This window comes from Dyella sp. (assembly GCF_035277725.1).
Taxonomy (GTDB): domain Bacteria; phylum Pseudomonadota; class Gammaproteobacteria; order Xanthomonadales; family Rhodanobacteraceae; genus Dyella_B.
In genome coordinates this window covers 19,833-44,611 of record NZ_DATEJY010000127.1, presented here as the reverse complement: position 1 = coordinate 44,611, position 24,779 = coordinate 19,833, and the positions used below count along the sequence as shown (strand labels likewise).

At 59.4% G+C, this 24,779-nt stretch carries 28 protein-coding genes and 1 pseudogene; 14 read left to right on the top strand and 15 right to left on the bottom strand.

Going from position 1 to position 24,779, the window contains the following annotated elements; genetic code table 11:
- Nucleotides 1–448 precede the first annotated feature (448 nt).
- Complete coding sequence (locus tag VJR68_RS12055; protein WP_324147918.1) at nt 449–898, bottom strand: helix-turn-helix domain-containing protein; 450 nt, start codon at nt 896–898, stop codon at nt 449–451.
- Between the two features lie 98 nt (nt 899–996).
- Here VJR68_RS12055 and VJR68_RS12050 point away from each other — a divergent pair, with 98 nt between their 5' ends.
- Nucleotides 997–1,812 (top strand): oxidoreductase, encoded by an 816-nt coding sequence (locus VJR68_RS12050; protein WP_324147917.1) that lies wholly within the window; start codon nt 997–999, stop codon nt 1,810–1,812.
- Nucleotides 1,813–1,846: 34 nt separating this feature from the next.
- A complete protein-coding gene (locus tag VJR68_RS12045) occupies nt 1,847–2,848 on the top strand; it encodes an NADP-dependent oxidoreductase (RefSeq protein ID WP_324147916.1) in 1,002 nt (333 codons plus the stop codon).
- Nucleotides 2,849–3,099: 251 nt separating this feature from the next.
- Here the strand turns inward: VJR68_RS12045 and VJR68_RS12040 are convergent, their stop codons facing one another.
- The 3 genes from VJR68_RS12040 to VJR68_RS12030 form a co-directional block, all read right to left on the bottom strand.
- The gene (locus VJR68_RS12040; protein WP_324147915.1) at nt 3,100–3,345 is read right to left on the bottom strand and encodes a hypothetical protein; all 246 of its coding nucleotides are present in this window, start codon (nt 3,343–3,345) and stop codon (nt 3,100–3,102) included.
- 38 nt (nt 3,346–3,383) lie between these two features.
- Nucleotides 3,384–3,644, bottom strand: coding sequence for a hypothetical protein (locus VJR68_RS12035; protein ID WP_324147914.1), 261 nt, complete (start codon nt 3,642–3,644; stop codon nt 3,384–3,386).
- Nucleotides 3,645–3,755: 111 nt separating this feature from the next.
- On the bottom strand, nt 3,756–4,235 hold the full coding sequence (locus tag VJR68_RS12030) for a fasciclin domain-containing protein (protein WP_324147913.1): 480 nt from the start codon (nt 4,233–4,235) through the stop codon (nt 3,756–3,758).
- A 379-nt stretch (nt 4,236–4,614) separates the two neighbouring features.
- Here VJR68_RS12030 and VJR68_RS12025 point away from each other — a divergent pair, with 379 nt between their 5' ends.
- Together VJR68_RS12025 and VJR68_RS12020 are read left to right on the top strand one after the other, a co-directional pair.
- On the top strand, nt 4,615–4,836 hold the full coding sequence (locus tag VJR68_RS12025; protein ID WP_324147912.1) for a TonB-dependent receptor: 222 nt from the start codon (nt 4,615–4,617) through the stop codon (nt 4,834–4,836).
- A complete protein-coding gene (locus VJR68_RS12020; RefSeq protein WP_324147911.1) occupies nt 4,818–5,045 on the top strand; it encodes a hypothetical protein in 228 nt (75 codons plus the stop codon). The genes VJR68_RS12025 and VJR68_RS12020 overlap by 19 nt, the downstream gene beginning before the upstream one ends.
- Nucleotides 5,046–5,156: 111 nt before the next feature.
- Here VJR68_RS12020 and VJR68_RS12015 read toward each other — a convergent pair whose 3' ends face one another.
- On the bottom strand, nt 5,157–5,369 hold the full coding sequence (locus VJR68_RS12015) for a nuclear transport factor 2 family protein (protein WP_324147910.1): 213 nt from the start codon (nt 5,367–5,369) through the stop codon (nt 5,157–5,159).
- Nucleotides 5,370–5,639: 270 nt separating this feature from the next.
- Nucleotides 5,640–6,551 carry a LysR family transcriptional regulator gene (locus tag VJR68_RS12010; protein ID WP_324147909.1) on the bottom strand — a complete coding sequence of 304 codons (912 nt, stop codon included), beginning with the start codon at nt 6,549–6,551 and terminating at the stop codon, nt 5,640–5,642.
- A gap of 104 nt (nt 6,552–6,655) precedes the next feature.
- Here VJR68_RS12010 and VJR68_RS12005 point away from each other — a divergent pair, with 104 nt between their 5' ends.
- The 6 genes from VJR68_RS12005 to VJR68_RS11980 all read left to right on the top strand — a co-directional run bounded on the left by VJR68_RS12005 (nt 6,656) and on the right by VJR68_RS11980 (nt 10,483).
- Entirely contained in the window at nt 6,656–7,294 is a 639-nt protein-coding gene (locus VJR68_RS12005; RefSeq protein WP_324147908.1) for a DsbA family protein, read from the top strand.
- A gap of 31 nt (nt 7,295–7,325) precedes the next feature.
- Complete coding sequence (locus tag VJR68_RS12000; RefSeq protein ID WP_324147907.1) at nt 7,326–8,174, top strand: MBL fold metallo-hydrolase; 849 nt, start codon at nt 7,326–7,328, stop codon at nt 8,172–8,174.
- A gap of 5 nt (nt 8,175–8,179) precedes the next feature.
- On the top strand, nt 8,180–8,569 hold the full coding sequence (locus tag VJR68_RS11995; protein WP_324147906.1) for a nuclear transport factor 2 family protein: 390 nt from the start codon (nt 8,180–8,182) through the stop codon (nt 8,567–8,569).
- A 41-nt stretch (nt 8,570–8,610) separates the two neighbouring features.
- Nucleotides 8,611–9,405, top strand: a complete 795-nt coding sequence (locus VJR68_RS11990; RefSeq protein ID WP_414647772.1) for an alpha/beta fold hydrolase — start codon at nt 8,611–8,613, stop codon at nt 9,403–9,405.
- Nucleotides 9,406–9,535: 130 nt separating this feature from the next.
- Entirely contained in the window at nt 9,536–10,162 is a 627-nt protein-coding gene (locus tag VJR68_RS11985; protein WP_324147905.1) for an FMN-dependent NADH-azoreductase, read from the top strand.
- Between the two features lie 12 nt (nt 10,163–10,174).
- Nucleotides 10,175–10,483, top strand: coding sequence for a YciI family protein (locus tag VJR68_RS11980; RefSeq protein WP_324147904.1), 309 nt, complete (start codon nt 10,175–10,177; stop codon nt 10,481–10,483).
- Nucleotides 10,484–10,826: 343 nt separating this feature from the next.
- Here VJR68_RS11980 and VJR68_RS11975 read toward each other — a convergent pair whose 3' ends face one another.
- The 5 genes and pseudogenes from VJR68_RS11975 to VJR68_RS11955 all read right to left on the bottom strand — a co-directional run.
- Nucleotides 10,827–11,693, bottom strand: a complete 867-nt coding sequence (locus VJR68_RS11975; RefSeq protein ID WP_324147903.1) for an alpha/beta hydrolase — start codon at nt 11,691–11,693, stop codon at nt 10,827–10,829.
- Between the two features lie 107 nt (nt 11,694–11,800).
- The gene (locus VJR68_RS11970; protein WP_324147902.1) at nt 11,801–12,301 is read right to left on the bottom strand and encodes an SRPBCC family protein; all 501 of its coding nucleotides are present in this window, start codon (nt 12,299–12,301) and stop codon (nt 11,801–11,803) included.
- Complete coding sequence (locus VJR68_RS11965) at nt 12,279–12,677, bottom strand: metalloregulator ArsR/SmtB family transcription factor (RefSeq protein WP_324147901.1); 399 nt, start codon at nt 12,675–12,677, stop codon at nt 12,279–12,281. The genes VJR68_RS11970 and VJR68_RS11965 overlap by 23 nt, the downstream gene beginning before the upstream one ends.
- A 96-nt stretch (nt 12,678–12,773) precedes the next feature.
- A complete protein-coding gene (locus VJR68_RS11960; protein ID WP_324147900.1) occupies nt 12,774–13,361 on the bottom strand; it encodes a DUF4124 domain-containing protein in 588 nt (195 codons plus the stop codon).
- An 89-nt stretch (nt 13,362–13,450) separates the two neighbouring features.
- Nucleotides 13,451–13,615 (bottom strand): annotated as a pseudogene (locus VJR68_RS11955) (DUF1428 family protein); the annotation flags it as partial.
- A gap of 318 nt (nt 13,616–13,933) precedes the next feature.
- Here VJR68_RS11955 and VJR68_RS11950 point away from each other — a divergent pair.
- The gene (locus tag VJR68_RS11950; protein ID WP_324147899.1) at nt 13,934–15,511 is read left to right on the top strand and encodes a hypothetical protein; all 1,578 of its coding nucleotides are present in this window, start codon (nt 13,934–13,936) and stop codon (nt 15,509–15,511) included.
- A 260-nt stretch (nt 15,512–15,771) separates the two neighbouring features.
- Here VJR68_RS11950 and VJR68_RS11945 read toward each other — a convergent pair whose 3' ends face one another.
- The gene (locus tag VJR68_RS11945) at nt 15,772–16,416 is read right to left on the bottom strand and encodes a DUF6348 family protein (protein ID WP_324147898.1); all 645 of its coding nucleotides are present in this window, start codon (nt 16,414–16,416) and stop codon (nt 15,772–15,774) included.
- Between the two features lie 170 nt (nt 16,417–16,586).
- Here VJR68_RS11945 and VJR68_RS11940 point away from each other — a divergent pair, with 170 nt between their 5' ends.
- Nucleotides 16,587–17,477 (top strand): hypothetical protein, encoded by an 891-nt coding sequence (locus tag VJR68_RS11940; RefSeq protein ID WP_324147897.1) that lies wholly within the window; start codon nt 16,587–16,589, stop codon nt 17,475–17,477.
- Nucleotides 17,478–17,624: 147 nt separating this feature from the next.
- Here VJR68_RS11940 and VJR68_RS11935 read toward each other — a convergent pair whose 3' ends face one another.
- Nucleotides 17,625–18,455, bottom strand: coding sequence for an alpha/beta hydrolase (locus VJR68_RS11935; protein WP_324147896.1), 831 nt, complete (start codon nt 18,453–18,455; stop codon nt 17,625–17,627).
- 227 nt (nt 18,456–18,682) lie between these two features.
- Nucleotides 18,683–20,539: a hypothetical protein gene (locus VJR68_RS11930; RefSeq protein ID WP_324147895.1), complete on the bottom strand. Its 1,857-nt coding sequence runs from the start codon at nt 20,537–20,539 to the stop codon at nt 18,683–18,685.
- Between the two features lie 576 nt (nt 20,540–21,115).
- Between VJR68_RS11930 and VJR68_RS11925 the strand changes: the two genes are divergently transcribed.
- Nucleotides 21,116–22,309: a hypothetical protein gene (locus VJR68_RS11925; protein ID WP_324147894.1), complete on the top strand. Its 1,194-nt coding sequence runs from the start codon at nt 21,116–21,118 to the stop codon at nt 22,307–22,309.
- A 5-nt stretch (nt 22,310–22,314) separates the two neighbouring features.
- On the opposite strand, the gene msrB is transcribed toward VJR68_RS11925, so the two are convergent.
- A complete protein-coding gene (gene msrB, locus VJR68_RS11920) occupies nt 22,315–22,731 on the bottom strand; it encodes a peptide-methionine (R)-S-oxide reductase MsrB (protein ID WP_324147893.1) in 417 nt (138 codons plus the stop codon).
- 202 nt (nt 22,732–22,933) lie between these two features.
- Here msrB and VJR68_RS11915 point away from each other — a divergent pair, with 202 nt between their 5' ends.
- Complete coding sequence (locus VJR68_RS11915; protein WP_324147892.1) at nt 22,934–24,454, top strand: Na+/H+ antiporter; 1,521 nt, start codon at nt 22,934–22,936, stop codon at nt 24,452–24,454.
- Nucleotides 24,455–24,779: the final 325 nt, after the last annotated feature.

Below are 24,779 nucleotides of genomic sequence, written 5' to 3'. Positions count from 1 at the left end.
CCACAGGCCATGTTGGCCCAAGCCCTTTCCTTTTCGATCATCCATTGGGCCGTAGCCCCATTCTTGGCGGGGATGTCGTCGGCAAAGGCGACATCAGCGCACATCAAGGCAAGTACGGCGACAGATATGCAGATTGCATGACCGCTCATTACGTTCCCCCTGGCATCTCTTGGTTCTCTAGTCACTTAGGTCCGCTCCGGATCGAAAGCGGCCGTTGCCTATTCATGCCGCCGAGCCCAGAACAGCATCGTCTCGACACTGCGCTTCAATTTAGCTTCGTTGCAGCTACCAATCAGCTCATCCAAGAACGCGACAACTGCCTCCCTGCCAAAAACCAAAAACTATCGGCGCGGCCGCATATAAATGTCCTGATAGTGCCGGGACATATCTGACTTCCTGCCCGACTAAATCACGCCTCCGCAAGTACCTCTAGTATCCAAGGTTTGACCTAACGCGCATTCTCCTTCGGGGCAACAATGCGGATCGGTCGCGTTCCGATCTTGGCGCCGGTCACCTCGTCGACAGCTATTGCCTTGATCTCGGTCCCAGTTTGCTCGTCGAGGAATTGAGTCAACTCGCCGCCCTTACGGTGTTTGCGCCCCCACGCTCCGATCATGAAGAGGATCGGTAGGAAATCGCGCCCGGCGGTCGTTAGTCGGTATTCCTCACGTGGGGGGTGCTCGGAGTAGCGGTGCTTCTCCAGCATGCCCTCGTCCGTCAGTGTGGCCAACCGCCGAGTCAGGATGGTTGGCGCGATCCCCAAGCTCTTCCGAAATTGATCAAAGCGCGTAAGCCCTGCATGGGCGTCGCGCAGGATCAGGATGCTCCAGGCGTCTCCCGCGACGGCCAGGCTACGAGCGATCGGACAGGGTTCGCTGCAAACAATTTCATCATTCATATCATTTCGATAGTGACTTCCGCAGAAGGCCGCAGTATAGTCGATATCGAATTAGTAGTAACTATCGACAAACAGCCCCTCTCAGCGGAATTTGAAACATGAACAAGCAAGGCAAAGGCGTCGCCCTTGTGACCGGGGCGTCTTCCGGTATCGGGGAAGCCACAGCAGACCGGCTCACCCTTGCGGGGTACACGGTGTTCGGCACCAGCCGGCGCCCCGCTCCGTCGGGGAGATCGTTTGAAATGCTGCCCCTCGACGTCACGCGCGATGAGTCCGTTCAGGCATGCGTGGAGGCCGTCATCCGGCAGGCTGGACGTATCGACCTGCTCGTCAATAACGCCGGCTTCGGCGTGGCCCCGGCGGGTGCGGAAGAAAGCTCCGTCGAACAGGCGCAGGCAATCTTCGATACCAACTTCATGGGCATCGTGCGCATGACGCGTGCTGCCGTGCCCCACATGCGACAGCAAAGCAGTGGCCGCATCATCAATATCGGCTCGGTGCTTGGTTTCCTGCCCATGCCTTATATGGCGCTGTATTCAGCCACCAAGCACGCGGTGGCCGGTTATTCGGAAGCACTCGACCATGAACTACGCACGCTGGGTGTGCGCGTCTCGGTAGTTGAGCCCGCCTACATCAATACCTCCTTCGATTCGAATCTGATGAAACCCGACACCCCGCTTGACGTATATCGCGAGGTCCGCACGAGTGTGGAGCGCCGCGTCAAAGAGGTATTGGTCGGCGCCGATGGGCCGGAGGTCGTCGCCGAGATGGTGCTTAAGGCGGCTCTAGCTGATAGGCCGAAGATCCGCTACGCGCCAGGATTGGCTAGCCGGATGCGATGGCTACGCCGATTTGCCCCTGCCAGCGTGCTGGATGCGGGAGTTCGAAAAGATCTGCGCCTGGAAGCTCACTAAGCCCTTGCTGAAAACATCTACGAGAGAAAAAAACATGAAAGCTTTCCTGGTCGATCGATACAGCAAGAAAGAGCCTATGCGGCTTGCTGACGTGTCAATGCCTGAGCTCCGGGATAACGAGGTGCTGATCGAGGTGCACGCAGCCGGTGTGAATCTGCTGGACTCCAAGATCAAAAGCGGCGAGTTCAAGCTCATCCTGCCTTACCGACTGCCGTTGGCATTAGGTCACGATGTCGCCGGCGTCGTGACTCGCGTCGGGTCGCGGGTTCGGCAGTTCAGCGTCGGCGATGAAGTGTATGCGCGGCCAGCCGACCATCGTATCGGTTCCTTCGCGCAATTCGTCGCGGTGAACGAAAACGACGTAGCACCCAAACCCAAGAACCTCACCATGGAAGAGGCGGCGTCGATTCCGCTGGTTGGCTTGACCGCATGGCAGGTTTTGGTGGAACGAGCGCATCTCAAGAAGGCGCAGAAGGTTTTCATCCAGGCAGGCTCCGGTGGCGTCGGCACCTTCGCCATCCAGTTGGCCAAGCATATCGGGGCTACTGTCGCGACCACCACGAGCAGCACCAATATCGACTTGGTGAAGAGCCTCGGGGCGGACGTCATCATCGACTACAAGAAAGACGACTTCGAGAAAGTGCTTCAGAACTATGACGTGGTCCTGCATAGCCAGGATGCGGCAGCGCTTCAGAAATCGCTGCGCGTACTACGGCCTGGCGGACAACTCATCTCCATTTCCGGGCCACCTGATCCCACCTTCGCTAGCGGTATCGGCGCACCGTGGTTTGTTCGCCTCATCGTTCGCCTACTGAGCGCCAAAGTCAGGAAGGAGGCGGTCCGTCGCAATCTGAAGTATGGGTTCCTCTTCATGCGGGCCAGCGGTCAGCAGTTGCGCGAACTCACTCGGCTTATCGAGGACGGCGCCATCCGCCCCGCGATGGATCGTGTCTTCCCCTTCGAGCAGACCAACGAGGCCTTGGCCTACGTTGAAACGGGTCGCGCGAAAGGAAAGGTCGTCGTCCAGGTCAAGTAATCCCTTCCAATTTCCGGATATTCCCCATGAAGGTTGAAATTGCCTGAAGCACTCAGCATCACGCTAAGCCCTGCGACATCCAGCGCCCTTCGCAACACGACGAACGACCCCAGGGAAGCCATCGAATCGACAAGATTGACTGTCGGGGTGTGGTTGTTGACATGAGTGCTCATTGCCTCTCCTGCGAAATAGTCTGCTGGTGACCCCTCCGCCGATATGGACCCCGATGTCTCAAGGCAGCAAACCCAGGGTTACCGAATGGCGTCCAGAACGTACCGGATGTTCATCTCTTCCGCGGATTGATAGATAAACTGTCGGAAGACGACAACAAATTGCCGTGATTTACCATTGACCATGACTTGCACCAGATCGCCCTGGCAGGGCACGGGAAAGCCCTCTTTATACGGGGCCATGCCAATCTGGATGTCCGGCTCCACGCCCAAAGTGCGGAGTGCGTCGTCGGTAAAGGTGAAGTGGTTCTGAAGGTAGGCGGACATACGGCGATCCTCGATGGCGGCAAGCCAGAACGGCTCACTCACCTGGCAAGCGGTTTATTTCTCCATGAACGACGCTCCGGCACGCGCAATGGGCATGCAGCAGCGCTGAAGATCGCGTCGACACGCTCTTTCGCTTCATCGATGAGCAACGCTAGCGCCATCCCGGCAGGAATATCCATGCGCAAGTACTCGCGCGCAAAGCGGTCGATCCGGCCTTTATCGTGGAGAATCTCGCAGAACTCGCCGGTGGCGATAATTTGATAGCCACGATAATTCTCGCTTACGGAAATGCTTGGCATAAAACAATCCTCATCCGCATCCCACAAGCTCCCCAGCAGCCACCGAAGCCGTCCATGGCGTGTTCAGTCGATGCGACGTGGCGAGGTCGCCCCGCCACGACCCTCTGTTGCTCAGCGCTTGGTTGGCACGATGACCGTATCGATACCGTGGATGATGCCATTGCTCGATGCGATGTCCGGCTGAGTGATGACGGCGCCGCCGATGCTGAGCGTCTCGCCATCCTTCTTTATCGCCGCGCTTTGGCCCTGCATCATCTTTGGTTCCGTCAATTTCTCGACATCAACCGCCAATGCACGACCCGGCAGAACGTGGTACTTCAATACGGAAATCAATTCCGCCTTATTCTCCGGCTTCAGCCAGTTTTCGAGCGTGCCCTTGGGCAGCTTTTCGAATGCGGCATCCGTTGGCGCAAAGAAGGTATAGGGACCGGAACCTTTCAGAACGCGGCTCAGATCCGCGGCTTCGAGGGCCTTGCCCAGTGAATGGAATGAACCATTCGCTGCCGCTGTATCGACGATATTCTTGGAGGAAACTTGCGAGGTACTGGAGTCATGAGTAGACATGAGTTCGCCTAGAGTGGTAATCCGCATGGCGGATTTTGAGCAGCCGAAGCCGCAACTCCGACGTTAAGTCGAAGAATTACTCAGTTGGCGTTAGGGTATAGGACCGCGTGGCTGAGACGCCTGCCAAGGAGAAGGTTTACTTTCCCGGCGCTTGAGTATCATGCGCCTACATTTGTTAGTTCAGGGTAATCTGTCAGGCAAGCAATTCGTCGGCAAAACTGATGAGCGCAGGATCTCTATAGATCGGATGCCCTCATCATCTCTATCGATTGCCCAGATTACTGACACCATCACGACACCGGTCTAGGTTTGACCCAATGGATGCAAACTGACCATTGCTGATGACAACGTCGCGCCTCCTAAAACGGACTACGCTGGGGCCACGACTATCTCAGGGGCGGTGATCATGACCAGCGTTTCCGGCAAGACGAAGAACGGATTTACGTACGAAGGCGACTACGAACAAGCGAGTTCAGACCGCGTCACCTGGACGGCCACCTATAGACGCAGCGGCCATTTCTACGGAATGCGGCATGGCCGAGTCAGCGAGCTTACGGGTGTATCCGCGGCAGAGGTTGACGATGCCGTCAAGGATGATATTGAAGCGACATGGACCCAGCCCGCGTAGATAAAAATGACGGCGATAGCGTGTGCTACGACATGAAGATCGATGTGGTACGCGAATGCCTTGGTGCCGTAGGAACAAACCTCGCGTTCATTCTGCCGATGACGATGTCAGGCCGGATAGTTCGCGATGTGGTCAGTTATGAGCCTGATAGTGAATATGAGGTGCTGATCATGACCATTAAAGCGATCAGGGTCGGTAGCGCGATTTAAAAGCGGCGGTCCTCTGATCAGAATTTGTAGGTCGCCTGATCATTCCTGGTAGGTGCACGCACCGCCGACACTACCGTCGGCGACGCATCTAATCGCCTTCTAGTCAACTCATCAGCAACGCGCCTCAGCCACAGCTAGCGTGTCGATGTACTGACGGAAGCGCGCAATCTTGCCGGCCTTTACGTCCCAAAAGTGCGCATAGTGCGCCTGCACGGATTTACCCGTAGCGCCGTGCTTGCCGGTGAACACGCCCAGCGATACCACCGTGTCGCCTTCGGCGATGAACTCCGTCGGACCGGGCGCGAAGCTCGACCACTCGGCCATCAGAGGCTTGAATAAGCCTTCCTACGGGTCGGAAGCGAATCAGCTCATGCAAGAACGCGACAACCGCTTCCCTGCCAAACTCGTTCAACAATCTGACGAAGAATCGGAAAAATTATTCCTACTTTTTCGGCTTTCGCCAGGAATAACACCATAATCTTTGAGTTCTTCAATGCTTTGCTAGGCCTTGGATGACCGCAACGGCTTGCACAGGCATCACGCAACGGGATAAATCGATCAGTTTCGCAGCACGCAGTCTGGATCGCTCGAAGGTTAGCCAGGCCCTCGCTCGCCGGAAGCTCGTTGGGCCAGAAGTTCGACAAAGGCACGCACCTTCGGTGGACGGAAGCGCGCGGTCGGAAACACCACGTGGATACTGCCGGAGGGCAAACTCCAGCGCGGCAATACGTGAATCAACCTGCCCGCGGCCAGATCGTCGGCGATAGCGTAATCGGGCAGCACGGAAAGCCCCGCGCCGAGCAGCACGGCTTCGCGCACCGGCAGCGTGGCATCGAGCGAGAGGGATACCTGCAAGTTGACCTCGCGCTGTTCGAGTTCGTTCAAGGAGAAATGCCAGCGTAGCGGCTCGCGCAGCACCGTGTTGGCGACAAAGGGCAACTGGCTGATGTCCTCCGGTACCTGCATGCGCTCGACGCGAGCCCGCAACTGCGGCGGGGCCACCAGCAACTGCCGGAACGTACCTATGCGCCGCGCCTGCAGATGGCTATCGGTGAGCCAGCCAACCCGGACCGCCAGCTCGATGTTCCGCGCCATCATGTCCAACGTCTGATCGCTCAGCACCGCGTCGACCTTGCATTGGGGGTATCGCTGCATGAAGTCGGCAATGGCAGGGACAACCACGCCAATCCCGTAATCGAGCGGCGCGGTAAGCCGCAGCAGGCCGGAAGGTTCGCCGGCCGCTTCGGCCAGCTCGCCGAACGCATCCTCGGTCTCGCGCAAGATGAGGACGCAGCGTTGATAAAACGCCTGCCCGGCCTCGGTGGGCCGCACCTTCCTGGTGGTTCTGAACAGCAAGGCCGTGCGGAACTCCGCTTCCAGGCGCGCCACCTGTTGGCTGACCACGGCCTTGGTAATGCCCAGCCGCTCTGCGGCGGCAGTGAAAGAACCCGTCTCCACCACCGCCGCGAAATAGGCAATCCGCTTCAGATTTCCCCATCCGGCCATGGCTCCCCCATTTGTATGCCGTTAGCAAACAGTTTGTGTATTTGGCTGGGATTTATAAGTCAATGGGCGATGCCTAGGATGCGCAGCACGCCTGGGAGAAACGTATGATCAAGACGCTCCACTATCTCTTTGACCCGCTTTGCGGCTGGTGCTACGGCGCCATGCCGGCTCTGGCGGCACTTGCCACCGAGGCGGACCTCCGGGTCGAGCCGCTCCCCACGGGTCTGTTTTCCGGTGAGCGTGCACGCCCGATGGATGAGGGCTTTGCCGACTATGCCTGGTCCAACGATCAACGCATCGAGCGGCTGACCGGGCAGCCCTTCACTGAGCGCTATCGGAGCCAGGTGCTCGCGGATCGCACCCGGCTGTTCGACAGCGGGCCGGCCACGGTCGCGCTCACCGCCGTGTCGCTGACCGAGCCTGCGAGGGAGCTGGAGATGCTCAAGGCGATGCAGGCGGCGCGTTATGTCGAAGGCCGGGACATCACCGACCTGCGCGTCCTCGCGGATCTGCTCCAGCAAAGGAGTCTTGCCGACGCCGCGATGCAGCTCGAACAAGGATCGCCCGCACTGCTCGCCGCTCATCATGCGCGCACCGCCCGCGCCAATGCATGGATGGGCGAACTCGGCGCGCATGGCGTGCCGACCCTCGTTCTGCAGACCGGCGCAACGCGCACCTTATTGAACACCAGTGCGATCTACACCCATCCGAGTGCGCTGCTCGATCAACTGCGCGCCGCCTGATCCAACCCCCATCCGCCCTCAGGAGTCAGCCATGTCGAAGGCAACACCTCACGTATCCGGCACGACCAGTCAGGCGCTGGCGTGGCGACATTTTCCAGCCGGTGAAAGTGGCTTCTTCCGGGCGCCGGTGCTGATCTCCGGCGCCAACGAAGCGCTGCTGATCGACGCGGGATTCAGCTTTTCCGATGGCGCGGCGCTTGCCGATGCCATCCGTGCCAACGGCAAGACGCTCGGCACCATCTATATCAGCCAAAGCGATCCGGATTATTACTTCGGCCTGCTTCCGATCAGGCAGATGTTCCCGCAGGCGCGCATCCTCGCCGCTTCCGCCACGATCGCTGCGATCCGTGAAAGCGTGGAAAAAAAGCTTGCCGTCTGGGGGCCGAAACTCGGTCACAACGGCCCGCAGTCGCTGCAGCAAATCGTGCTGCCGGAAGCGTTCGATGGCGAGTCGCTCGGCCTCGAGGGGGAGTCCATTCACATCGTTCCCGCCCATGGCCTGAGCAACCGCCGCTCCTTATGGGTGCCGTCGCTGGGAGCCATTTTCGGCGGCGTGCTGGTATTTGCCGACTTGCACGTATGGACCGCGGACACGGCGACCGCAGAAGGCCGCGCCGCCTGGGTGGACAACCTTGAAGCCATGGCTGCTCGCAATCCCGCCGTGGTGGTGCCTGGCCATATGCAGCCCGCTTCCGCCGTGGATGCTTCCGCGATCGCCTATACGCGCGACTACCTGCTCGCATTCGAAGAGGAGTTGGCGAAGGCCCAGGAAAGCAACGCGCTGATCGCCGCCATGCAACGCCGCTATCCCCATGCCGACATGGGCATCGCATTGGACATCGGCGCCAAGGTCGCCACGGGCGAAATGAAGTGGGGTTGATGGCCATGAATACCTGTTTGGACATCATTCGCTCTACCTACGAGGGAAGCGCCGAGGAGAACGGCAAGCACCTCCTCGATGCGTTGGCGCCAGACGCGATCTGGACGGAGGCGGCGGGCTTCCCCTACGCAGGCACCTATGTCGGCCCGGAGGCGATCTCCACTGAGGTCTTCCATCGACTTGCCACCGAATGGATCGACTATCGCGCCACTGTGCACACTTATCTGGCCGACGGCGATCGCGTCGCTGCGTTTGGCGTGTATTCGGGCATCTATCGACAGACAGGCAAGGCCATGCAGGCGTCATTCGCACACCTGTACCGCCTGGAGAACAACAAGATCGTCGAAATGCAGCAATTCGCCGACAGCGCCATGGTCCGCAAGGCGATGGCCTGATGTGCATGGTCAACCACACGCGTACAACCGGAGTAAAAACCATGCCCTTCTTCAGCAAAAAAGTGCCGTCGCGGCTGCGCTCATATCGACTGGTCTTGATCGCACTCATGATGGCCCTCGCTGGACCGTCTCTGCCTGCCTACGCCAACCAGCCGATCCGCAACGTCGTGCTGGTGCATGGGGCATTCGCCGACGGCTCCAGCTGGTCCGATGTCATTGCGCTGCTTCAGCGCGACGGCTACCACGCCACCGCCGTGCAAAATCCGCTGACGTCGCTGGCCGACGATGTCACGGCAACACAGCGCGTCCTGGCACGCCAGCATGGGGACGTCATTCTGGTGGGACATTCGTGGGCGGGCGCTGTCGTCACGGAGGCGGGCAACGCAGCGAACGTCAAGGGTATCGTCTACCTTTCCGCGTTGGTGCCGGACAGTGGCGAGTCGGTCAACACGCTGCTCGACCGCCTTCGCTCACCCATGACCGGCATGAAGCCGGATGAGTACGGGTTGATCTGGCTGGACGATCCAGCGGCATTCAAGCATGTGATGGCCGGCGATGTCCGCGATGACAGGGTCAAGCTGCTCGCCTCGGTGGCGCCTCCCATTGCCACGGCCACCTTCGACGGCAAGATCACGCACGCGGCGTGGCGCGATAAGCCCACCTGGTATCTGGTGACCAATGGCGACCACGCGCTACCTACGCCTGTGCAACGCAAGATGGCTGACCAGATCGGCGCGCACCGTATCACCTTGGCGTCGAGCCACATGTCGCTCATTTCCCATCCCAAGGACGTCGTCCGCCTGATCGAACAGGCCGCCGCGACAGCCGGCCACTGACGCCCCGCCCTTTCGGCGTCTCCACTTCGGATTCTCGCGCCGCGTCTGCGGCGGCGGGATCTGCTTACCCGACTCGTCCGCTTGCGCCTGCACGCGGATAGCCGCCAACTCGCCATCAGGAGAAAACCTCATGCAGCTTCTTCATCTCGATTCCAGCATTCTGGGCGATGCATCGGCATCACGCGGCATGAGTGCCGCCATCGTCGACGCGTTCCGCCGGCAGAACCCTCAGGCCACGGTCGTCTACCGAGATCTGATCGCTGATCCGATTCCCCATTTGGACGGCCCGATCGCCGCAGGCTTTCGTCCGATCGGTGCAAGCGAATTCGATCAAGCCGCCCTCGCCGAGCACGCCCGGTCGGAAGCATTGGTCAAAGAACTGCTGACCAGCGACGTAATCGTGATTGGCGCACCGATGTACAACTTTTCGGTGGCCAGCCAGCTCAAGGCCTGGATTGACCGCGTAACGCAACCGGGCCGGACTTTTCAATACACCTCCCAAGGCCCTGTCGGTCTGGCGAATGGCAAGAAGGTAGTGATCGCCTCCACTCGCGGCGGCATGTACTCCGAAGGCCCTGCCATGGCCATGGATTTCCAGGAGGCTTACCTGAAGGCCATGTTTGGCTTTCTTGGTATTACCGACGTGCATTTCTTGCGCGCGGAACAGCTCAGCAAGGGCGCGGAGCTTCGCGACCTGTCCATCCGGGCGGCGCACGCAGCCGTGGCGGCCTTCACCGATGAACTCGCCTTGGCCTGAGGAGCGTTTGCCATGCTTTATGTCGTTACGCTCACCTATCTGCGTGCTGCCGCTGAGATTGAAGCGCAGCTCGACACCCATCGCGCGTGGCTGATCGGCCATGCGCGAGCCGGACGAATCCTTGTCGCGGGTCCTCTCGACTCAGGTGCGGGCGGCCTGATTCTGGCCCACTGCCAGGATCGCGCGGAACTGGATCAGATGCTTGGGCAGGACTCCTTCCATGTTCATCGCCTGGCCGATTATCACGTGCAGGCCTTCACGGCCGCCCTCCATGCCAAGGCGTTCGCAGCGCAGTGGGCACCGCAAGCGAAGGCGATATAACCAGCCCCGCCGCTGGACGCATCTTCTCGGCTGCGTAGCAGCGGGCACTTCGTAAAGTGGGTGGGCCGGTGAAACGTAGCCAACATGTAGCAGCGTGAAGCACCCTTGGGGAACGGGAGTTGGAATTCACTCTGGCCGATTTCGAGCCATGGCCTCTACCCAGCGCGTTCCCCGTCAGCCTCGCAGATTCTGCCAGACGGTCAATTTATGCTTAACCGCCGTGGACAACTTGTGCTTTAGCGGACAATCGCATTTGCGCGATCCAGCATCGCTTGATCATCCGCTTACGTGGTACATACGATTGCTCAAGACATCGAAGAGCACACGCAACTCTCCCGCGCATCTAACCTGCTGCCTTCCACGCGGCGCCGAGAAAGCGTTCGACGATCTCCGGCAACATCGGGTCGACGGGGAGCGTGTAGTGGGTGGCGTTCGGCACGATGGCGAGTTCATTGGCGGGCCGCAGGGAGCCATCCGTCCCGGCATCGCGTTGGCCGCCTCCCAATGCCTTCCACAATTCGACCATGTGTTCGGGTCGGATGGCGTCAGCGTCGGCAAAAACCAGCAGTGTGCGTGTATGAAGTTTGGCGACGTCGGCGCTCCAGTCGAAGGGGCGTTTGGTCATGTCGCCAACCTTCTTGAAGAGCTTGATCCAATCGACATTGGGATAAGCCTGCCCTAATGGCGATGCCTTGACGCTAGCGCCGAGCATGGCAGCGTTGGCTTCCAATTGTTTGAAGGCGGCGACCACCTCCGGATAAAAACCGTCTTGCTTCATCGCCGCGGACACAAGCACGAGCCTGTCGACCACGTTCGGATGGCGGATAGCGGTTTGCAGCGCGACGCTGGAGCCCAGCGAATAGCCCATCACGTCGGCCTTGCCAAGGTTTAGATAGCTGATCAGAGCGGCAACGTCGTCGCCCATGGTTTCACTGCGCAGTGGCCTCTCGCTGTCTGGCGTGCGTCCATGTGCCTGGAGATGGACGGCGATTACCTGCTGGCGCTTGGCCAGTTCAGCCAGATTGCTCCCGAAACTGTCTGGATCGATGCCGCCGTGGAGAAGAATAAGCGGCTTGCCGGTGCCATGGATGCTGTAAAAGAGATGCTGGCCATTGACGTCGGCAAAATGCTCGTTCGGTGCAGCAAGCGTCTTCTTGGCTTGCATGGGAAGCGCCGCAGTCAGTACTGCGGTCGCCATGGCGGTCTTCAAGAAATCGCGCCTGAGCATATCGTCCTCCCATCGCGCCAACTACGCGGCGCGGCGGTGATCGTGTGTTTTGTCGTCATCCCTTCCGTGTACCGGTGGCCGTGGCGTGGTCACGATCCGGCTGCGAGCAACTCATCCAGCTGCGCGAACTGTTCGGGCAAGCCTTCCGCCGAGCCGGCGAGGGCTTCGTCGAGGGCCTCTTTTGTGGGGTAGCGTTCGTGGAAGGTAAGCAGCGTCTTGCCGTCGTTTTCTTCGAACGTCACCGTGGTCACGGCACCCTGATCGCTTTCCTCGTTCATCCATACAAGGCGCTTGTGCGGTGTTACTTCTTTGTACGTGCCGAAGAAAGCCATTGGTTGATCGAAGTCCGGATGACTGAACACGAGGCGATACGTGCCTCCGGTGCGAATATCCATGTCGCACGAAACCAGTGACATGCCCACCGACTTCGGAATCCACCAGCGCGTGAACAATTCGGGTTTGCTCCACGCTTCGAAGACGATGCGTGCGGGAGCATTGAACGTTCGCGTCACAACAAATTCGAAGTCGGATTTACGTTCCACGACGGTGCGATTCATGACGGCGGCACTATCTTCTTTTGCGTTGGGCATTTGTCTTCTCCTTGCGTTTCAACTGTTCGACAAGTTCGTCCAGCGCGTCGAAGCGCGCGCTCCAGAGTTGGCGGTGCTTCTCGATCCAGGCGGCCTCTTCTTCCAGCCGGCGCAGTCCCAGCTTGCAGGTGCGTGTGCGCCCGACCTTTTCCGTGGTGACGAGCCCTGCCTGCTCCAAAATGCTGACGTGCTTCTTCATGCCCGTAAGGGTCATGTGAAACTTTTCGGCAAGGTCGGTGATGGAGGCGTCTGAAGCCCCGAGCTGCTCCAGCACACCACGTCGGGTGACATCGGAGAGCGCGGCAAACGTTGCGTCGAGGCGGGCTTGATAGTGAACCATATGGTTCACTGTAGACCGCGCATCGGTGATTTGCAAGCGGACGACACTACGGATGGAAATAGTGCGTAAGGAAAGTGACGCCCGTGGCATCGCCCTAGACAAACTATGCTGGATTGCGCAGCGTGGCTTTGCTCACTGGCACACCGTAGAACCATCCTGGCCGACTGAGCACCACTTCCCCCTGGCAGCGTTGAAGGTCTTGGCGGATTGACTCTGCAGCACCTTCGGAAGGTGCTGTTGCTTCATCTCGCTCCAGTGCTGTTTGCGAAACTTTTCCTCGTCGGCGTCGGCCTTCACCCATTTCGCCTGGTATTCGTCCATCGCTTGTTGATGGCGAGCCCGCGCTGCCGCCTCTTCCTTGCGCCGAATCTCAGCGTCGTTGGCCACTTCCTGTTGGCGCTTTTCTTGCTCGCGCCTGACGTTGGCTTGAATACGCTCCTGGAAAAGAGGGGTAACACCGTTTGCGGCAGCGAAGGATCTGGCTTCATCCATGCGGCCGTTATCGACCATGGCGTAGAGGGCGATGACGATACGTTCCTGTTTCGCCTGAGCAGCCTCCGCCGCTGTCTCCTTGTGCAACAGTGTGGTTTGCTGACTGGGGCACGGTGTATCCCCATAGGAAACCGCGCCGTTCCTGCCGGTGCACTTGTAGATATCCGTGGCGCTTGCCGTTGAGGCCATCAAAGGCAAAACCATAAGAACCCAAAACCTGGCATGCATGCGCGTTCCCCGATACGTGCAGTTGCGGGAAATGTAGCAAAGTTTGGCCAACGGACGTTTTTGCCTTGAGAGGCAAAAGCGGGGCGCTCCTAGCCTGACAGGCTGACCACCGGTGCGAAGCCGCCGAAAATCATGCGCTTGCCATCGAAGGGCAGCTCGCTGGCGGCATCCATGCGCGGATCTTTCATGGCTTTCTGCATGCCAGCATCGCGGGTGGCCTTGTCGGGCCACTCTATCCAGGAGACGAAGATGGTTCCAAGCATCCGTGCCGCAACACCAACCCCTCACCATGACGTCCAGCACTGGTTCCAGCGCTGACGGCTCACCTATGTTGCAGCGCGCCGTTATCCCATCTGCCGGCATGGACGTTTTTGTTCGCGTCCAGCAACACACTTCTCCCCGATCAGACGTTGCGATTCACTTCAATCTGCCGAGTGCACTTGGAGGAAGACATGCAGTCTACGAAGACCGTCCGCTCACCTCTTTCACGTTCAACGTGGACGCGCTTGATCTCACCATGGCTCTTCGCGCTCGTTTCGACACTGGCGTTTGCCAACAATCAGGCTCCGCCGATGAAAGGCCACATGATGGCCATGGCGCCGCTCAGCGTGGTGCCTGCGGCGACGAGTCTTTTGAGCGGCTACGGCACGGGTGGCTTCACGATAAAAACATCGAGCCAGGATGCCCAGGCCTATTTCAACAACGGCATGCAGCTTGCGCATGCGTTTGCGCATAAGTCGGCCATTGCGGCATTTCGGCGGGCCGAGCAACTCGATCCCGATTGCGCCATGTGTGTATGGGGAGAGGCGTGGGCGCGCGGGCCTACGATCAACTACACCATCAACGAATCGGTGCAAGCGCAGCTGGTGGCTATGGCAGACCACGCCGCTGCGCTGGCGAAAGACAATCCGCCCAAGGAACGGGCATTGATTGCCGCTTTGCAAAAGCGCTATCACCAAGGTGGCGGCAGCGGGCCTGGCGACCTGGCGTTTGCGCAAGCCATGGATGCGTTGTACAGCGCCGATCCTTCCGACGATGAAGTCGCCGTCATAACGGCTGATGCGTGGATGATTCCTGCCGCGCAGAACAATAGCCGCGATCATCTGGACCGCTCCGTGCAGATTCTCGAACAAGTGCTGCATCGATCGCCCGACAATAGCGCCGCCATCCATTTTTATATTCATGCGATGGAGATGGACGGCGTAGCGGCAGAGGCGCTTCCCTATGCGGGGAAATTGCCCGCGCTGGCACCCGCGGCGAGCCATCTGATTCACATGCCGTCGCATACCTATTTTTGGGTTGGCCAGTATCGCGCTGCTGAAAACGCGAATCTCGGCGCGGTGAAAATCGATAATGACAACGCTGCACGACTGAAACCAAAAGGCGGCGTGTTTGGGCTGCCCTATCACGGGCACAATGTGCAATATGGCGAGGCGGCCACGTTGATCGATGGCGACGCGAAAGAAGGCCTCGCACTGGCAACGGCGCAATTGCAGCAATTGTCCTCACCGAATGCTTCAAGCTTTCTGCATCAATTCGGATTCGTCACCGCCTATTTCGTGTTCGGGCGGTTTGCGTCATCGCAGACGATGGCATCCTTGCCGCCACCGGACAAAACTCTCCCCTACGCGCTAGCCATGTGGCATTACGCGAAAGGAGAAGTCGCTGCGCGAAACGGCGATGTTGCCGGCATTCAACGCGAAGCCCAGAACATCGCGATCAATCATGATGACCTCGCCAAGTTCGGTGATTCCGCTGCGCAAGTGCAGTCAATGGTCGACATCGCTCGGCTGGTGCTTGAGGGCCGCATTGCCATGCTTGAGAAACGCTGGGGCGATGCGGAAGCGGACTATCGCAAGGCAGCCGATATCCAGGATGCGAAGCTGGGTGCCTTTAGCGATCCGCCGACCTGGTGGTATCCCGTACGCAGAAGTGTCGCCGCTGCCTTGCTGGCCAAGGGCGATCCGGAGGCGGCGCAGGTCGAGGTGAATCAGGCGCTCGCGCACTGGCCGCTGGATCCGCAGAGCTTGCGGATTCTCGCGGATTGCCAACAAGCGCAGGGGCATGCGGAAGAAGCAAGGCAGCAGAATGCGCTTTCGCAAGCCAATTGGTTTGGCGATGCTGCCGCTATGCCGATGGCGCTGCTTTAGTTGGAATGATCGTCAACGGACGCTCCCACACAGACCATTGCTCCGATTTAGGAATGTTTTAGTCATCGCCAGACCAACAACGGTCATTCCAGCGCAAGCTGGAATGACGAGCAAGAGCTTCCGGCGAGTAAGAACCTTAACTTCCAAGCATGGGCGCAAGCCGTGGCCCGGCAGCTATTTTAGATCCTTAAAGTCACTGGGCCCCGGTTTTCGCCGAGGCGACAAGAATCGAGGTTAGTACCGCTGGCATACACGCCACTTCAATAATCCCGAATATCCAATGCCATAAAACAACGCGCGCTATATCCCTTATCCGTTGCAGGCCATGGCAACTGCGCCAGCAAGCGATCCCCACCCGGCCATGGCTCGTTGTCCAGCAATGCCTCGGCTGTGACCGAACCGTCATCGTCACGACGGTGGAACAGGCGAATCCAATGCAACTGACCGCTCAACGATTCGTTTCGCAGCGCATCCTGCACGCCCGACAACCAACCTTCAGGCGCAGCGACATCATCACGGCTAAATGCCAGCGGCCCGACGAAGACGTCCCAGCTACGCGCACCAAGGTCCCAGCTTTGCAGTTGAATACGCCGATCGTCCGTGACGTACCAGCATGCAGCCAACAACACGTACAAAACATTTCGCTGGAACGCGCCAAGTGCATCGCGTAGGCCGGTGGCACCGCTTCCGTTGCCGGCAAAGCTTTCTTCGATGTGGCGCTCCTCGCTGATCACCACGTCCACATCCAAGCGGCCCGGCCTGCCCGCATCCCCATCCTGCCAAGTCGCACGCACGGCGGGAAAATCGCCATCGGTCACCAGCCAGTCTTCATCTTCTTCCAGCTCTACGTCGTGGCGCTCGAACAGGTGAAGCAACTCAGCTTGCAGGGTGTCGGAATGAGCCATGGCGTTCTCTGGAAACGATAGTGCTGGGAATCGGAGATGGACATTGTCGCCCACTTGCGAAGACATTGTGCAGGCTTGCTGTGACGATATCCCTCGCCATCGACACCGTCGACGCACACTTGGTGAAATAATCGGGAAGCATCAAGCCGATCGCCACGAGGATGGACATCATGCGCCCCACCCACCGCATTCTGTTGCAGACCACCATTCCCTATGCCGAGGACGATTGGCACATCGGCCGCTTTACGCTATTGCGCGACCTGCTGGCCGATATGCGCGGCAGCGATGGTCTGCCGCGCTTTGAGGTGACGGCGCGCAACCGCGATCCCATTGGCGCACCCGACAGCGTGCTGTCCCGGCTGGATTCGTCGGCGTTCGACGAACTATGGCTGTTCGCGGTGGATACCGGCGACGGGCTCACCGCGGCCGACTGCGAAGCGATCGGGCGGTTTCGCCGTCGCGGCGGCGGGCTGCTGGTCGCGCGGGATCACATGGATCTGGGCAGCTCGGTTTGCACGCTGGGTGGCGTGGGCGCGGCGCACTACTTCCATAGCAAGCATCCGGATCCCGACCCGTCGCGACATAAAGTCGATGACACGATCACCACCGATATTCTTTGGCCCAACTACCACTCTGGTGCCAATGGTGATTTCCAGCGCATAGAACCCAGCTTGCCGTTGCATCCGGTATTGATGGATCCGGATTCACCGGATGGTGCGCTCCATTTCTTTCCTGCGCATCCCCATGAAGGTGCCGTGGGCAAGCCAGAACAGGATGCCTCGGCACGTGTCATCGCCAGGGGACGCAGCAAGCTCAGCGGGCGTTCGTTCAACCTGGCGGTGTCCTTCGAGCCTTCATCCGAACAGGGGCCTGCGGTTGCGGTGTCGACCTTTCATCATTTCGCGGACTACAACTGGGATCCTTCCACGGGCTCGCCTAGTTTCGTCAGTGAAGCGCCGGGTGATGGGCTTGCTCGTTCGCCGGAAGCGCAGCGTTCGATTCGCCGTTATGCGACGAATCTGGCGTTGTGGCTTGCGGGGGAATCGGTGGGGACGGCCTGAAGCGGGCGTTTCGGTTTGTTCGATCGATGGTCGTAGGCTGGGATGAAAATCCCAGCTTGGTTGGACTTCCCGATGCTGGGATTGCATCCCAGCCTACTGGGCGATGGGGAGGCGCGCGGTGTGGAACACCGCGCGCTCCGGGTGACATCAGCTTTTGATAAACGCCAACAGGTCTTGATTGAGCACCTCGGCATGCGTGGTGAGCATCCCGTGCGGGAAGCCCTCATACGTTTTCAACGTGCCGTGCTTCAACAGCTTTGCCGAGAGCGGTCCTGCATCGTGGTAAGGCACTACCTGATCGTCGGTGCCATGCATGACCAGTGTCGGCACATCGATTGCTTTCAAGTCTTCCGTAAAGTCGGTTTCCGAAAAAGCCTTGATGCCGTCGTAGTGCGCCTTTGCGCTACCCATCATGCCCTGCCGCCACCAGTTTTGAATCACGGCCTCCATCGGCGCTACGCCAGGACGATTGAAGTTGTAGAACGGACCGCTCGGAACGTCGCGGAAGAACTGCGCGCGATTCGCGGCCAACGCCTTGCGAAAACCGTCGAACACCTCGATCGGCAGGCCCTCGGGATTGGCCGGCGTCTTGAGCATGATCGGTGGAACGGCAGCCACCAGCACCAGCTTGGCTACCCTGCCCTGCGGCTGGCCGTGCTTCGCCACGTAACGCGCCGCTTCGCCGCCACCGGTGGAATGCCCGATATGGATGGCGTCCTTCAGGTTGAGATGTTCGGCCACGGCCGCAGCGTCGGCGGCGTAATGGTCGATGTCATGCCCCTCGCTCACCTGGGCCGAGCGTCCGTGGCCGCGACGGTCATGCGCAATCACGCGATAGCCGTGCTGAAGAAAGAACAGCATTTGCGCGTCCCAATCGTCCGCACTCAAGGGCCAGCCGTGATGGAACATGATGGGTTGGCCGTGGCCCCAGTCCTTGTAGAAGATCTCCGTTCCGTCTTTCGTTGTTACAAAAGGCATGTTGCTCTCTCCTCGATGTGCAAGTGCTGTGGGGTGGTTACAACGGGGAAGTAGTCGATGTTGAACTTATGGCATGAACCATGAAGCCAGTTTGACAACATGGCATCTCTTTCGCGCATCGCAAGTACGTAAACGGGATACTGCGCTAACGTGATGCAGCCAATCGAGAAAAAAAATGAGCGTGGCGGCATATCTCCGCCACGCCCGTTGTTTGTGGTTGTGAAGTCTCAGAAGCCCAGCAGCGAAATACGCGTCGCCCAGTTACCTAGCGCACCACGCGTACCGCCGCACTGAAACAGCGGAGACGTCAGGTATTCGGTGAGGGTGCATGTTTGCGCGATGTACTCCGATGCGATCCAGATCTTGTTGCCATCCACCGACGCCGCACCGTAATCACCCCAGCGTGGCGCGCTGCCGAAGTACGGAATGCCGGTAAACCCATCCCAAGGCCCTGCACCTGCTGCGGCAACATGCACGTCGCCCGCACCTATCCGCGCATCCAGGCTCGCGTAGCCGGCGCTTGGATAATCGTTGGGGCCAACCACCGTGAATGCAATAACACCGCGTCCACTTTGCGTAACGGCCGCGGCACCATAGGTGAGGTTCGCATCAGGCAAAGCCAATGTGTCGTTGGCAAAGAGGAAGCCGGAGTCCGGATTGATCACGAAGTAATTGATGCCCGAACCATGGCTGCCGTCACTCAGCAACACGTCGGTATCCAACGTGCCCCACAGCTTGCCGTTGGCGTAGCTCACCTGCTGCATGCGCGAATCGTTCACCGCCAAGTCGCGTGGCCCGGCATAGACGTTATTGGGATAGCCGAGAAAGTTCGGCGCGCAACCGGCCAATGCAAAGCATTCGAGCAAAGGCGTATCGCCCGGCTTCTGCTGAGCCAGACTGCTCGGCACGGCGTATGTCTGCACGGTCAGCGGCGCTACGTTCAGCGTTACGCTGGTGGGCATGAAGTCGATGGCCCGTGTGTTTGACACCGACCACAGCCAGATGGTGTTCGACGTACCCGAAGCGTTGAACACTGCGTCCGAACTGAGCAGGTATTCAGTGCCACCATGCCCGCCGGCATATTGCCCGCCGGACGAGATGGCGGGCCACACCGTAAACGCGGGAGCCGGAATGCTCGGATCGCCGCCGTTGAACAACACCACGTTCGGTGACGCCGCGCCCGATACCAGTGCGCGCTTGGATATCACATAGATCTGCGCACCGTAAAAGCCGGAACCGAACAACGAGAACTCGTTGGTGGTCAGGAAAATCGCATGGGCGTCCGCGCCGATGTGTGGATAGTCGCCAAGACAGAAGCCAAGCGCGCAACCGTGATCCGGCGTGCCTTGCGTGCCGTTGTTCTGCACCGGCAAGTGATAGATGGTCCACGCACCGGTCGGATCAGACGTCTGACTGACCGCGATGTCCAGGTGATTGGTACCGGCCAGTGATGACGTGGTGCCGATGCGATCCAGCGTCAACGCAAGCTGAAACCAGCGTTGCGTGCTTGCATCGTAGTAACAGGATGGATCGGTGATTTCAGGTCCGTATGCACCCGTGCTGCGATTGATCGCCGCCGGATAGCCGTAGAACGTATTGAGATCGACCGGCCCCACTAATTCCTTGCCACGATGGTCATAGATCGCCAACACGTCGTTGACGCTTTCCATGACGAAGCCGTTGCCGGCACACAAGCCTTGATCCGGCGGTTCTACGGAGAACTGATTGCCGCCATTGGCGTAACGCTGGTCGTGGAAATCAAGGCCGTCGAGGCCACCGAGAAGCTCCGGATGCGACTTGGCACGCCATGCATGCCCCATACGGTTACTGCCAGCATGGCCTTGGGCAATACTGCGATTCACTCTCGCCTTGAATCCAACGTCGAGGCCGCTACCCAAGTCATCGGTATCGCCGCCAGCCATGGCGGGATCCAATTCCAGGCTGGTCAGCGGTGCGCCGCCGAGAGGCGTGGTCACGGGTACCGTGGTGCCTCCTCGTTGCAGTTTGAGTGTGGTGGGGGGCGCCCCCATGGCACAGGTAGCGAACGCCATCACCGCTACTGCGATGAGCAGTCGAGTCTTCATAGGACTGGTCTCCTGTCGTTTCGTTAGGTGACCGCGCCCCCTGGAACGCTGATATCGGTCGCACCGAAGAGCGTTCGCGCAAGTACGCATATGTGGATATGCGCCCGGGTACGATACGCGCTTTCGCAAGGAAATGCGTTGTTGATTTTTGGCTGGCATCCGGCCAAAAAAATCGCCGTTTATTCCTGGGCTTACGAATAAAGAAGCCGGCCACGCCGAGAGAGGGAGCGGCGACAAGTCTTTTGGACCGAGCCTTCCCACGCCAGCACCGAGCGCACACGACGGCGATGCGGGCTGTTACGTAGGCTGCCAGCTTTTTTGCGCAGCTCGATCCTGGAATTTCATACCAGCCTACGTTTGACGTTGTTTTTAGATCAGCGGAGATGTTGGGGTTCGCGTTCCGCTCACCCCAACCTACGCCACCATCCTTAGATGCTGCTGCCTGCTCTTAAACCGTTGCACTGACGCCACTGCACGCAAGTTTTTACGCCGTAAAACTCGTTTCGCGCAGTGCTAGCATGAGCCATCGATCACAGCTGTGACGATGATCTGGTAACACGCATACCGGAGCGAAACATGGGGAAAAGGGACGATTACGGCGTGCCGGCGATCGTATTGGGCCGGGGCCCGACTGCGCTTGGCATTTTGCGTTGTCTAACAATGGCCGGTATTCCGGCGTATGTCGCGTGCCCACCATCCGATCACGTCACTCACTCGCGCTGGTATCGCCCCACGCCCGGACGACAAGCGTGGGATGGCTCACTCGGGCCACACGCCATCGAACTGCTGCGCCATATGCCGCTGCCCAAAGCAGTGCTGGTTGCCGGTGCCGACGATGCCGCCTTGTGGCTGACGGACCTGCCCCATACCGAACTGGCATCGCGCTACGTTCTCAGCACCAGCTCGCGCGAAACGCAGGAAATCCTGCAGGATAAATCGCGCTTTGCCGCGTTCCTGGAAGGCGCGCAGATTCCGCACCCGCGCACCTTTCGCATCGAACACGACGCAGATATCGAGGCGATACCTTTCGACGAACTCGATCGTGTTTTCATCAAGCCGGTGAACTCGCAAAAATTCAGCGACGTCACCGGCGTGAAAGGCATCTGGGTGACACGCAAGGACGAACTGCATGCAGCATGGCGCTCCCTGCACGAGCAGGGCTTTCGCCTGATGGCGCAGGAATACGTGCCCGGCACGGCGTCGGATCATTATTTTGTGGACGGTTTTCGCGATGGAAACGGCGAGATGACCGGCTTGTTCGCACGCCAACGCATCCGTATTTCACCACCGGATTTCGGCAACAGTTCGTATTGCCGCAGCATTCCGCTCGAACAGTTGCAAACGCCGGTCGAAGACGTCAAGCAGTTGCTCGCCAAGTTGAACTATCGCGGCATTTTCAGCGCGGAATTCAAACGCGATAAGCGTGACGGCGTTTACCGCATTCTTGAGGTCAATACGCGCGCGTGGACCTACGTGGAGTTTGCCGCGCGCTGCGGCGTCAACGTTTGCGAAATGGCGTATCAGGATGCACTCGGCTTACCCGTTCACCGCGCGGCGCCTGATTACAAGGCAGGCGCCGGCTGCGTCGACTTCTATCGAGACATCACCACCGTCCACGCGCAAAGTGCGCAAGCACGCGGCCCGCTGTGGAACATTCTGCTGCAGTGGGCTGGCGCGCATTTCCACTCTTTCCGTCTGGACGATCCCAAGCCAGGCCTGCACTTCGCCATGCAGGTTTTGACGCGTCGACGCGGCCGCGCACCCGGCTGATCGCATCAATCGGGCACGAAATTCAATGCGACGCCGTTGATGCAGTAGCGCAAACCCGTCGGCGGCGGGCCGTCCGGAAACACGTGGCCCAAATGACTGCCGCAACGCGCGCAATGCACCTCGGTGCGCGTCATGCCGTGGCTGGTATCCACCGTGGTGCCCGTCGTGCCAGGAACGGGATCATTGAAGCTTGGCCACCCGGTGCCGCTTTCAAACTTGGTCTGGCCCACAAACAACATCTGTCCACATCCCACGCAAGCGAAACCACCCGCACGCGATTCATGCAGCAACGCGCAACTACCCGGCCGTTCCGTGCCGTGTCCGCGCATGACGGCGTATTGCTCCGGCGTCAGCAAGGCGCGCCACTCGGCGTCGGTGTGCGTGACCTCATAGTGCGTCGAGTCTACGGTTGAGTTGGACATGGCGATGTCTTCCGAAGGACGTGTGACAGCTAGGTTGGGGCAAGCCATGTGAAAGCAACCGCTTCAGCAAGCGTACGCCTTGTTTTCTAGGGAGCAAGCAACGGGACATCACCTTGAAGAAGCACGCCGGCAGATGTGTCGCCCTGGTCTTCCAAACCATCCCTCATGCATCATTCCGCCCATTCACCTGGGGTAGTCGCTGATGTTGGCCTTCGAGATGCTGCTGGCAATTCTTCTGGGTGCGGCCGTGCTTGCCATGTTGGCGAAGCGCATCGGCGTCCCCTACCCGGTACTGCTGGCAATGATGGGCATGGCGATATCGCTGATTCCCGGTTTGCCCAGGCTGGACCTGGCGCCCGATCTGATCCTGGCTTTGCTGGTGGCGCCCGTGCTGCTGGATGCCGCGCATGACATTTCATTGCGTGATCTGCTGCGTAACTGGCGCCCCATCTTCTCGCTGGTGGTCGTTGCCGTCGGTCTTACGACGCTGGCCGTGGCGTTTACGGTGCGGTGGTTTCTGCCGGATATGCCCTGGCCCGCAGCGATTGCACTGGGCGCACTGCTGGCACCGCCAGATGCGGTCGCGGCCATTGCGATCATGCGGCAGGTCGAACCACCGCATCGCATCCGGATGGTGCTGGAGGGGGAGAGTCTGCTCAACGATGCGTCGTCGTTATTGATCTATCGGTTTGCCGTTGCTTCCATGGCAACCGGCAGCTTCCACGCCAGGGACGCTGCGCCTGCGTTGATCCTGGTCGCCTTTGGCAGCGTGTTGGCGGGTTGGGTGCTGGCGAAGCTGATCGGTAGCCTGATCAGGCGCGTGGATGACGCACCCATCTCCATCGTGCTGCAGTTCGTGATGACGTTCGGCGTGTGGCTACTGGCCGAACAACTGCATCTTTCAGCGGTGATCACCGTGGTAGCTTTCGGCGTCACCGCCGCTCGCGCACCGACCTCCGCCATGCCGACGTCCGTCAGGGTCAACGCCTTCGCGACGTGGGAGACGGTGATCTTCGTATTGAACGTGCTCGCCTTCGTGCTGATCGGCTTGCAGCTTCGCCCGATCCTGCCGACCATCACGGACGGTCAGCACATGAACTGGCTGGTAGTTGCAGCAGCCTGCCTCGCCGTAGTGATCGTCATTCGCTTCGTCTGGGTTTTCGCCTACCGCTTTTTCGCACCGGACGATCCACGCCGCCCTGATGCCGTAACCAGGCAAGAAAGTTTCAAGGGCGCGCTCGTGATCGGCTGGTCGGGCATGCGCGGCATCGTCACGCTCGCCGCGGCGCTTGCACTGCCTCATGACTTTCCCTATCGCGGCTTCATTCTGCTCACGGCCTTCGTGATCGTGCTTGGCACCCTGCTTATTCAGGGGCTCACGCTTCGACCACTGATGAAGTGGCTCAAGATGCCGCGCGATACCGTGGTGGAAAAGGAGATCCTGCTGGCGCGGACCAAGGCGCTCAAGGCAGCTTTAGATGGATTGGCAAACCAGGACGGGCAAGCCGCGCAGCGCTTGCGGCAGGAATATGAAGAAGCATTGGCTGGCACCAAAGCTGCCGGTGATTCGTCGGTGATTGCGGATAACGTGCTTCGGCGGGAAATTGTGAAGCACGCGCGGAAGGCGATCGATGCGCTGCGCGACAGCGGACAGATCGGTGATGACGCGTATCGACGGGTGGAGCAGGAGCTTGATTGGCTTGAGATGAGTACCCGCCGATAGTTATGCCCTTCGATCTCGCCGGATGCCAAAACGTTGCTGTTTCCCGTGCTGGGATTTCATCCCAGCCTACCTGCTGCGCAGGTTGAGGCGAGGCGCAGCCGAACCTCAACGTGGTCTGCAAGCATCCGGTGACGTTGGGTTCGCGTTCCGCTCACCCCCAACCTGCGCCGCCATGGCCTTGCTTACTTGTCTCTGCCAATTACAAATAAAAAAAGGTACCAGGTTCACTTATTGGTTTGTATCGATCGGAAATCATGATCAAAAATGCCGTGACATCTTTACATTTTGATAGCGATAGACCGATTTAAAACGCCATCAAGTGTGT

Excerpts from the sequence above, each read along its gene's own strand:
- VJR68_RS11960 (WP_324147900.1), bottom strand. The coding sequence starts at position 13,361 with ATGCATGCCAGGTTTTGGGTTCTTATGGTTTTGCCTTTGATGGCCTCA.
- VJR68_RS12050 (WP_324147917.1), top strand. The coding sequence starts at position 997 with ATGAACAAGCAAGGCAAAGGCGTCGCCCTTGTGACCGGGGCGTCTTCC.
- VJR68_RS11940 (WP_324147897.1), top strand. The coding sequence starts at position 16,587 with ATGCGCCCCACCCACCGCATTCTGTTGCAGACCACCATTCCCTATGCC.
- VJR68_RS11980 (WP_324147904.1), top strand. The coding sequence starts at position 10,175 with ATGCTTTATGTCGTTACGCTCACCTATCTGCGTGCTGCCGCTGAGATT.
- VJR68_RS12035 (WP_324147914.1), bottom strand. The coding sequence starts at position 3,644 with ATGCCAAGCATTTCCGTAAGCGAGAATTATCGTGGCTATCAAATTATC.
- VJR68_RS11945 (WP_324147898.1), bottom strand. The coding sequence starts at position 16,416 with ATGGCTCATTCCGACACCCTGCAAGCTGAGTTGCTTCACCTGTTCGAG.
- VJR68_RS11985 (WP_324147905.1), top strand. The coding sequence starts at position 9,536 with ATGCAGCTTCTTCATCTCGATTCCAGCATTCTGGGCGATGCATCGGCA.
- VJR68_RS11925 (WP_324147894.1), top strand. The coding sequence starts at position 21,116 with ATGGGGAAAAGGGACGATTACGGCGTGCCGGCGATCGTATTGGGCCGG.
- VJR68_RS11915 (WP_324147892.1), top strand. The coding sequence starts at position 22,934 with ATGTTGGCCTTCGAGATGCTGCTGGCAATTCTTCTGGGTGCGGCCGTG.
- VJR68_RS12030 (WP_324147913.1), bottom strand. The coding sequence starts at position 4,235 with ATGCGGATTACCACTCTAGGCGAACTCATGTCTACTCATGACTCCAGT.
- VJR68_RS12020 (WP_324147911.1), top strand. The coding sequence starts at position 4,818 with ATGGACCCAGCCCGCGTAGATAAAAATGACGGCGATAGCGTGTGCTAC.
- msrB (WP_324147893.1), bottom strand. The coding sequence starts at position 22,731 with ATGTCCAACTCAACCGTAGACTCGACGCACTATGAGGTCACGCACACC.
- VJR68_RS11935 (WP_324147896.1), bottom strand. The coding sequence starts at position 18,455 with ATGCCTTTTGTAACAACGAAAGACGGAACGGAGATCTTCTACAAGGAC.
- VJR68_RS12010 (WP_324147909.1), bottom strand. The coding sequence starts at position 6,551 with ATGGCCGGATGGGGAAATCTGAAGCGGATTGCCTATTTCGCGGCGGTG.
- VJR68_RS11930 (WP_324147895.1), bottom strand. The coding sequence starts at position 20,539 with ATGAAGACTCGACTGCTCATCGCAGTAGCGGTGATGGCGTTCGCTACC.
- VJR68_RS12055 (WP_324147918.1), bottom strand. The coding sequence starts at position 898 with ATGAATGATGAAATTGTTTGCAGCGAACCCTGTCCGATCGCTCGTAGC.
- VJR68_RS12015 (WP_324147910.1), bottom strand. The coding sequence starts at position 5,369 with ATGGCCGAGTGGTCGAGCTTCGCGCCCGGTCCGACGGAGTTCATCGCC.
- VJR68_RS12005 (WP_324147908.1), top strand. The coding sequence starts at position 6,656 with ATGATCAAGACGCTCCACTATCTCTTTGACCCGCTTTGCGGCTGGTGC.
- VJR68_RS12045 (WP_324147916.1), top strand. The coding sequence starts at position 1,847 with ATGAAAGCTTTCCTGGTCGATCGATACAGCAAGAAAGAGCCTATGCGG.
- VJR68_RS12040 (WP_324147915.1), bottom strand. The coding sequence starts at position 3,345 with ATGTCCGCCTACCTTCAGAACCACTTCACCTTTACCGACGACGCACTC.
- VJR68_RS11990 (WP_414647772.1), top strand. The coding sequence starts at position 8,611 with ATGCCCTTCTTCAGCAAAAAAGTGCCGTCGCGGCTGCGCTCATATCGA.
- VJR68_RS12025 (WP_324147912.1), top strand. The coding sequence starts at position 4,615 with ATGACCAGCGTTTCCGGCAAGACGAAGAACGGATTTACGTACGAAGGC.
- VJR68_RS11995 (WP_324147906.1), top strand. The coding sequence starts at position 8,180 with ATGAATACCTGTTTGGACATCATTCGCTCTACCTACGAGGGAAGCGCC.
- VJR68_RS12000 (WP_324147907.1), top strand. The coding sequence starts at position 7,326 with ATGTCGAAGGCAACACCTCACGTATCCGGCACGACCAGTCAGGCGCTG.
- VJR68_RS11970 (WP_324147902.1), bottom strand. The coding sequence starts at position 12,301 with ATGCCCAACGCAAAAGAAGATAGTGCCGCCGTCATGAATCGCACCGTC.
- VJR68_RS11950 (WP_324147899.1), top strand. The coding sequence starts at position 13,934 with ATGAAAGGCCACATGATGGCCATGGCGCCGCTCAGCGTGGTGCCTGCG.